6 protein-coding genes and 1 tRNA gene are annotated in these 7671 nt (G+C 64.5%); 3 read left to right on the top strand and 4 right to left on the bottom strand.

Translation table 11 applies throughout. The annotated features are described in order from the left end of the window. Window positions 1–15: 15 nt before the first annotated feature. The 4 genes from ACWGXF_RS01495 to ACWGXF_RS01480 all read right to left on the bottom strand — a co-directional run bounded on the left by ACWGXF_RS01495 (window position 16) and on the right by ACWGXF_RS01480 (window position 3091). A tRNA-Lys gene (locus tag ACWGXF_RS01495) sits at window positions 16–91 on the bottom strand. A gap of 79 nt (window positions 92–170) precedes the next feature. Next, the gene (locus tag ACWGXF_RS01490; RefSeq protein WP_012837213.1) at window positions 171–1049 is read right to left on the bottom strand and encodes an NAD(P)-dependent oxidoreductase; all 879 of its coding nucleotides are present in this window, start codon (window positions 1047–1049) and stop codon (window positions 171–173) included. 218 nt (window positions 1050–1267) lie between these two features. Beyond that, window positions 1268–2245 (bottom strand): GMP reductase, encoded by a 978-nt coding sequence (locus tag ACWGXF_RS01485; RefSeq protein ID WP_043006439.1) that lies wholly within the window; start codon window positions 2243–2245, stop codon window positions 1268–1270. Window positions 2246–2458: 213 nt separating this feature from the next. Next, window positions 2459–3091, bottom strand: coding sequence for a TetR/AcrR family transcriptional regulator (locus ACWGXF_RS01480; protein ID WP_256629845.1), 633 nt, complete (start codon window positions 3089–3091; stop codon window positions 2459–2461). Window positions 3092–3197: 106 nt separating this feature from the next. Between ACWGXF_RS01480 and ACWGXF_RS01475 the strand changes: the two genes are divergently transcribed. From ACWGXF_RS01475 to ACWGXF_RS01465, 3 genes are all read left to right on the top strand, one after another. Next, window positions 3198–4694, top strand: coding sequence for an efflux transporter outer membrane subunit (locus ACWGXF_RS01475; protein ID WP_256629846.1), 1497 nt, complete (start codon window positions 3198–3200; stop codon window positions 4692–4694). Between the two features lie 125 nt (window positions 4695–4819). After that, complete coding sequence (locus tag ACWGXF_RS01470; protein ID WP_256629847.1) at window positions 4820–5992, top strand: HlyD family efflux transporter periplasmic adaptor subunit; 1173 nt, start codon at window positions 4820–4822, stop codon at window positions 5990–5992. A 7-nt stretch (window positions 5993–5999) separates the two neighbouring features. Then, a complete protein-coding gene (locus ACWGXF_RS01465) occupies window positions 6000–7580 on the top strand; it encodes a DHA2 family efflux MFS transporter permease subunit (protein ID WP_306164043.1) in 1581 nt (526 codons plus the stop codon). Window positions 7581–7671 lie beyond the last annotated feature (91 nt).

Below are 7671 nucleotides of genomic sequence, written 5' to 3'. Positions count from 1 at the left end.
CAGACTGAAGAATTTTGGTGGGCCCTGAGTGATTCGAACACTCGACCAACGGATTAAGAGTCCGCTGCTCTACCAGCTGAGCTAAGAGCCCCACACAACGCCTGCGCTGCAAGCGAGACCGCAATTATGCGCTAATTCTGGAGGGCTTGCAGGAAAACCCGCAGGTTTTTTTAATCCAGTGCGTTGCGGCGTTGCAATTCCACGAACAGACCCGCCTGGTCCAGGTCGCCCAGGCCGTTTTTCACTCCCTCGGCATAGAGCTGCTCCAGCAGGCCGGTGATGGGTGCGTCAAAGCCGACTTCCTCGGCCGTGGCGATGGCGTTGCGCATGTCCTTGAGCTGCACCGTCATGCGCCCGCGTGGTGCAAAGTCGTGCTTGACCATGCGTTCGCCATGCACTTGCAGGATGCGGCTGTCGGCAAAGCCGCCGGAGATGGCTTCACGAACCTTGGCAGGGTCGGCGCCGCCACGTTCGGCCAGCAGCAGCGCTTCGGCCACGGCACCGATGGTGATGCCCACGATCATCTGGTTGGCCAGTTTCGCGAGCTGGCCTGCGCCGTGCGGGCCCACATGGGTGGCACGGCCAAGCGCTGCAAAGACGGGCAGGGCATGTTCGAAATCCGCAGCCTCGCCACCGGCCATGATGGCCAGCGTGCCGGCTTGCGCACCCAGCGTGCCGCCCGAGACGGGAGCATCCAGATGCCGCACGCCCAGCGCGGCAAGCTTGCCCGCATGTTCACGCGCCTCGCGTGGCTGGATGGAGGCCATGTCGATGAACAGCGAGCCCTTGGGCATGGCATCGGCAACCCCCAGCGTGAACAGCACTTCGCCCACGATGGCGCCGCTCTCCAGCAGGCTCACGGCAAAGTCCACTCCGCGCACGGCATCTGCCGCGCTGTCGTGGATGCTCACGCCATCGGCAGCCAGCGGCTCGGCCTTGGCGCGGGTGCGGTTCCAGACGTGGACCTCATGGCCGGCCTGGGCCAGGCGGCGGGCCATGGGCAGGCCCATCATGCCCGTGCCCAGAACGGCGATCTTCAATGTGTTCATGGCGTTGTTTCCCTGGAGTTTCGGAACGTCAACACGTTCTTGTGAATGACGACATGCTAAGCCCTGGTGAAGGCCGCAATCGCGGCCATGATCAAAGATCAGTTGTGCGCGCAGGATGCAGAAAAAGGGATAGCTGAAAACAACAAGGGCAGCCTGAGCTGCCCTTGTTGCTTTTTTTTGGAGGTTCACCTTCGCGCTGGTGAGTCGCGCTTTACGGCCTACATCAGCAGATGCTCGCCGGCGTTGTCGCCGCCGAGGATGACGTAGTTGACCTTGCGGATGTCCATGAGCTTGGTGCCGCCTGCGTAGCTGATGGAGGACTGCACGTCCTGCTGCATCTCGACCAGCGTGTTCATCAGCGGGCCCTTGACGGGCTCCAGAATGCGCTTGCCTTCCACATGCTTGTACTCGCCCTTGTTGAAGTCGGAGGCCGAGCCGTAGTATTCCTTGAACAGCTGGCCGTCCACTTCCACGGTCTTGCCGGGTGACTCTTCATGGCCCGCAAACAGGGAGCCTATCATCACCATGGTGGCACCGAAGCGAATGCTCTTGGCGATGTCGCCGTGGCTGCGGATGCCGCCGTCGGCAATGATGGGCTTGGTCGCCACGCGGGCGCACCACTTGAGCGCCGACAGCTGCCAGCCGCCCGTGCCGAAGCCGGTCTTGAGCTTGGTGATGCAAACCTTGCCGGGGCCCACGCCGACCTTGGTGGCGTCCGCACCCCAGTTTTCGAGGTCGATCACGGCCTCGGGCGTGGCGACGTTGCCGGCAATCACAAAGGCCGCAGGGATCTTGGCCTTGATGTAGGCAATCATGTTCTTCACGCTCTCGGCATGGCCGTGGGCAATGTCGATGGTGATGTATTCGGGGCAGATGCCGTCGGCCACGAAGCGGTCCACCGTTTCGTAGTCGGGCTGCTTGACACCCAGAGAGATGGAGGCAAACAGTCCCTTGGACTGCATGTCCTTGGTGAAGGCCACGTTGTCGATGTCAAAACGGTGCATCACATAGAAGAAACCGTTTTGTGCCAGATAAGTGCAGATCTTCTCGTCCACCACCGTCTTCATGTTGGCGGGCACCACAGGCAGCTTGAAGCTGCGGTTGCCCAGCATGACGCTGGTGTCACATTCCGAACGGCTTTCCACGCGGCACATGCGGGGCAGCAGAAGAATGTTGTCGTAGTCGAAGATTTCCATGGTTCCAAGCTCCGGAAAAGGTCACGGCGGGAATCTCACCCACCTCAATTTTCAAGGATAGGCGCTTGGCTTGGAGCCCGGTTTTTGGCAGTGCCGGCATGCAGCAGGCAAAAAAAACCGGACCTCAAAAAACTTGGGCCCGGTGATTGATTCTATACGGCGTCGGCGCAAATCGTATGTTCCGACATCGTTATGAGGGTTATAAGGGTTTTCTTATAGGGGGGCCTTGTCCTGCGTCTTAGCAGGTGTGCCATAGACCCGCATGAAGGCATCCACAGCGCGCTCGGTGCACAGGGCAATCTCCTGCGCAGAGGGGGCGGGCAGGTGCTGGAACATGAAGCGCGGCAGCAACTCGGCCTCCAGCAACGCCAGCAGGTGATGGCGCATGACCTCGGTGTCTGCATTGCGCAGCAGGCGGCGCTCTATGCCCTGCTGCAAGAAGGCATTGATGGCGGCGTTGCCGCGCGCCGGTCCCATGTCCCAGCAGCGTTGGCCGATATTGGCGCGCCCGCCTTCGGAGACCAGCAGGCGGCGCACGGCCATCACCTCCGGCGAGTACAGCAGGCCCAGGAAACGCTGGCCAAAGTTGCACAGCGTCTGCGCCGCATCGTCATTGCTGGCCTGCAGTGCCAGCATGGTGTTCTGGAAGTCGGCCTCGGAGGCCTGGAACATCACCTCCAGAAACAGCGCTTCCTTGGACGGAAAGTAGTTGTAGAGCGTGGCCTTGGAGCCGCCCAGCCGCGTGCATATCTCGGACATGGAAGTGCGCTCGAAGCCCAGTTCGCCAAAGGTGGCCGCTGCAACGTCAATGATGGCTTGTCGCTTTTCTTCCGTTTTGGTGCGCATGGGGCGAAATGTCCTGGGGCGGTTGTGATGTCTTTCAGTGTAGCGCTTGCGATCTGAAACGCTGGAAACATATACTGTACCGTACAGTTCATTATTAAAGTATTTCATGACTCAATGCATAGCCGCCGCGCCGCAGAGGATTCGGCGCGGGCGCCATGGCTGGTGGGTTCTGGGCTTGCCGGTGGTTCTGGCAGCCTGTGCCCAGATTCCCGAATGGGAGGGCAAGGCCATGCTGGCGCAGCCCGTACCCGAGACTCTGCAGGCTGCAAGCCATGCTCCGCCCATGGACTGGCCCAGCCAGCAATGGTGGCAGCGCTATGGCGACGCCCAGCTCGATCAGCTGATCGCCGAGGCCCTGGAGGGCGCTCCCGATATGGCTGCCGCCGCCGCCCGCGTGCAGCAGGCCAGGGCCATGCTGGGTGTGAGCGAGGCGGCCTCTGCGCCGCAGCTTTCCGCCCGCGCCTCGGTCAGCGAGGACAAGCTCAGCTACAACCATCTGACGCCAGAGGCCTTCGCGCCGCGCGGCATGAATGACTATGGCCGCGCCACGCTGGACCTGAGCTGGTCGCTGGATCTGTGGGGCAAGCAGCGCGCCGCCGTGGCCGCCGCTGCCGGCGAGCTGGCAGCGCGCGAGGCCGATGCCGCCCAGGCGCGTCTCTTGCTGTCCAGCAATGTGGCCCTGGCCTATGCACAGCTGCTGCGTCTGGCCGCCAATACGCAGACGCTGGAGCAATCGGTGCAGGTGCGCCGGACCACGGCCGAGTTGTTTGAGCAGCGCTATGCCAACGGGCTCGAAAACCAGGGCAGCGTGCACAGCGCCAGGGCGCGTCTGGCGGCTGCACAGGCCGAGCTGGCACAGATGCAGGAACAGGTCGGCTTGCAGCGCAACAGCATTGCTGCGCTGATTGGCGCCGCTCCCGATCGTGGTGCGGCCATCGTGCTCGATGCCGGGCGCCTGCAATCGCCGTGGCAGCAGCAATGGGCCTTGCCCGAGCAGTTGCCGGCGCATCTGCTGGGCCGTCGCCCCGATGTGGTGGCGGCCCGCCTGCAGGCACAGGCGCTGGAGTCGCGCGTGGCATCGCAACAGGCCGAGTTCTATCCCGATGTGAATCTCAGCGCCTTTGTCGGCGTGCAGTCGCTGGGCCTGGACATGCTGACCCGAAGCGGCTCCGGCATCGCCAGCGTGGGCCCGGCCGTCAGCCTGCCGATCTTCAATGGCGGCCGTTTGCGCTCGCAACTGGGTGCCGCGCGCGCCCGTTATGACGAGGCCGTGGCCCAGTACCGCAGCACGCTCAACCGGGCCTTGCAGGAGGTGGCGGACAACGCCGTCAGCCAGCGAGCGCTGCAGCAGCAGCTGACGGCCATGCAGCAGGCCGTGACGGCCGCGACCGAGGCGCATCGCGTGGCGCGCAACCGCTATGAGGGCGGGCTGGCGCGCTATCTCGATGTGCTGTCAGCCGAAGACCAGCTGCTTGCCAGCGTACGCCAGCTGGTCGATGTGCAGTCGCGCGCCCTGACGCTCGATATCGGTCTGCATCGCGCACTGGGCGGCGGCTGGAGCGAGTCCGCCGGCGTCCAGCATGCGGCTTTGCCAAAGGCCTGAGCCACTTTCCAGAACTCAATCACGACTTGCGCAAAACAGGTTCGGGCAAGACGGCTGCCTCAGCAGGCAGGCCTCGAATGCAGTCCTGTTTGCGTGACTCCCAAGAATATTTCCGAGGTTTTTGTATGACTGAAAACGCTTCTTCCGTGAGCGCGAATCCCGCTGCGCGCGAACAGCGCCGCAACCGGTTGCTGGCCGGGCTGGCAGGCTTGGTGCTGCTTGGCGGTGCGGTTGCCGGCGCCTATTGGTGGCTGCATGCCTCCCGCTTCGTCTCCACCGACAACGCCTATGCGGCGGCCGAGGTGGCGCAGGTCACGCCCTCCATTGGTGGCACGGTGCTGGAGGTGCTGGTCAGGGACACCCAGGCCGTCAAGCAAGGCGATGTGCTGCTGCGCATCGATCCCACGGATGCCAGGCTGGCACTGGCCCAGGCCGAGGCCGAGCTGGCCCGCGCCATGCGCCGCGTCAAGGGCTACGTGGCCAATGATGGCGGCCTGAAGGCCCAGGTGACGGCCCGCGAGGCCGATGAAAAGCGCGCGGCCGCGCAGCTGCTGGCGGCCGAGGCTGATATGGAGCGTGCCACCATCGATTTGCAGCGCCGCCAGGCCCTGGCCAGGAGCGGTTCGGTCTCGGGCGAGGAACTGACGCAGGCGCAGAACGCGTTTGCCGCAGCCAAGGCGCAGCTGGCATCGGCCGTGGCTGCGCAGGCCCAGGCCAGGGCCAACCGCGAAGCCGCCATTGGCGCCAAGCAGGTCAACGCCACCTTGATCGAGGGCGCGGATGCCGAGACCAACCCCGAGGTGCAGCTGGCGCAGGCGCGTCGCGATCAGGCCCAGGTCGATCTGGATCGCAGCACGGTGCGCGCTCCCGTCGATGGCGTGGTGGCCAGGCGCAGCGTGCAGATCGGGCAGCGCGTGCAGGCCGGCGCGCCCTTGATGACGGTGGTGCCGGTGCAGCAGATCTATGTGGATGCCAACTTCAAGGAAGGCCAGCTGGGCAAGGTGCGCGTGGGCCAGCGCGTGCAGCTGCAGTCCGATCTGTACGGCAGCGATGTGAAGTACAGCGGCACTGTGGTGGGCTTCAGCGGCGGCTCCGGCTCGGCGTTTGCGGCCATTCCCGCGCAGAACGCCACGGGCAACTGGATCAAGGTGGTGCAGCGCCTGCCAGTGCGCATTCAGCTCGATGCCGCCGAGCTGGCCAAGAACCCGCTGCGCGTGGGCCTGTCCATGCAGGTGACGGTGGACACCCGCAGCGGCCCTGCCGACGCAGCCGGCGTGGCGACCACGGCCGCGCAGTGAGCGTCTCATGAGCGATCACAACGCAATTGCGGCCACGGCGGCCGATGCGCCTGCCGTGCCCATGGCTGCCGGCATGGTGCCGCTGACGGGGGGCACGCTGTGGCTGGCGGCCCTGGTGCTGGCCGCGGCCAATTTCATGGCCGTGCTGGACATGACGGTGGCCAATGTCTCCGTGCCCAGCATTGCCGGCAACCTGGGCGCGACCACCAGCCAGGGCACCTGGGTCATCACCAGCTATGCGGTGGCCGAGGCCATCACCGTGCCGCTGACCGGCTGGCTGGCGGCGCGCTTCGGTGCGGTGCGCGTGTTTGCCACGGCCATGGGCTTGTTCGGTCTGGCATCGCTGCTGTGCGGCCTGGCCAATTCGCTGGGCATGCTGGTGTTTGCGCGCATCTTGCAGGGCCTGGCCGGCGGCCCGCTGATGCCGCTGTCCCAGTCGCTGCTGTTGCGCATCTTCCCGCCGCGCATGGCGCCTGCGGCCATCGGTCTGTGGTCCATGACCACGCTGATAGCTCCCGTGCTGGGCCCCATCGTGGGCGGCTGGATCTGCGACGAGTACACCTGGCACTGGATCTTTCTGATCAACATCCCGGTGGCCCTGGTCTGCGCGTTCGCGGTCTGGCATCTGGTCAGGCGCTACGAGCAGCCGCTGCTCAAGAACCCCATAGACACTGTGGGCCTGGTGTTGCTCATCGTCTGGGTGGGTTCGCTGCAGCTGATGCTGGACGAAGGCAAGAACCTGGACTGGTTTGCCTCGCCCATGATCGTGGCGCTGGCCGTGGTCGCCGTGGTGGGCTTTGCGGCCTTCATGATCTGGGAGCTGCATGCCGAGCACCCGATCGTTGATCTGCGCGTCTTCAGGCACCGCGGCTTTTCCATGGCCGTGCTGACCATCAGTCTGGCCTTTGCGGCCTTCTTCGCCGTCAATGTGCTCACGCCGCTGTGGCTGCAGAGCTTTATGGGCTACACGGCCACGCTCGCGGGTCTGGTCACGGCCTGGACGGGGCTGTTCGCGCTCTTCGTGGCACCGGCCGCCGCGGGGCTGGCGGCCCGGGTGGACCCGCGCCGGCTGATCTTTGGCGGCGTGTTCTGGATGGGGGTGATCACCTTCTGGCGCGCGTTTGCGACCACGGACATGGGTTATTGGGACATCGCCCTGCCGCTGATGTTCATGGGGCTGGGTCTGCCGTTCTTCTTCATACCGACCACCGGGCTGGCGCTGGCCAGCGTGGAGCCGCAGGAGATGGACAACGCCGCCGGCCTGATGAACTTTCTGCGCACCCTGTCGGGCGCGGCTGCGGTCTCGGTGGTCAACACGGCCTGGGAGAACGGCACGACGCGCAAGCATGCGGATCTGGTGGGTTTGAGCGATGCCAGCGGCGAGGTGTTGCACGGGCTGCAGCAGTCGGGCATGAGTCCCGATGCGGCGCTGTCGGCGCTCGATCAGCTCATCACCAGCCAGAGCGTGATGCTGGCCACCAACCAGATCATGTTCATCATCGCGGGCGGCTTTGTGCTGGCAGCCTGCGCGATCTGGTTGGCACCGAGGCCGAGCCGCACGGTCGAGCCCGGTGCGGGTGGACACTGAGTGTGAGCGCCGTGGCTTGAATGATTTGATAGCTGCTTGCGTTTGATATTCATGCTTTTCAGATATGAAAATATCTGAAATCCATATTTAT

It is taken from the genome of Comamonas sp. HJ-2 (genome assembly GCF_053615495.1).
Note: the sequence above shows the minus strand (reverse complement) of the source record. Positions and strands in the feature narration are given on the sequence as shown.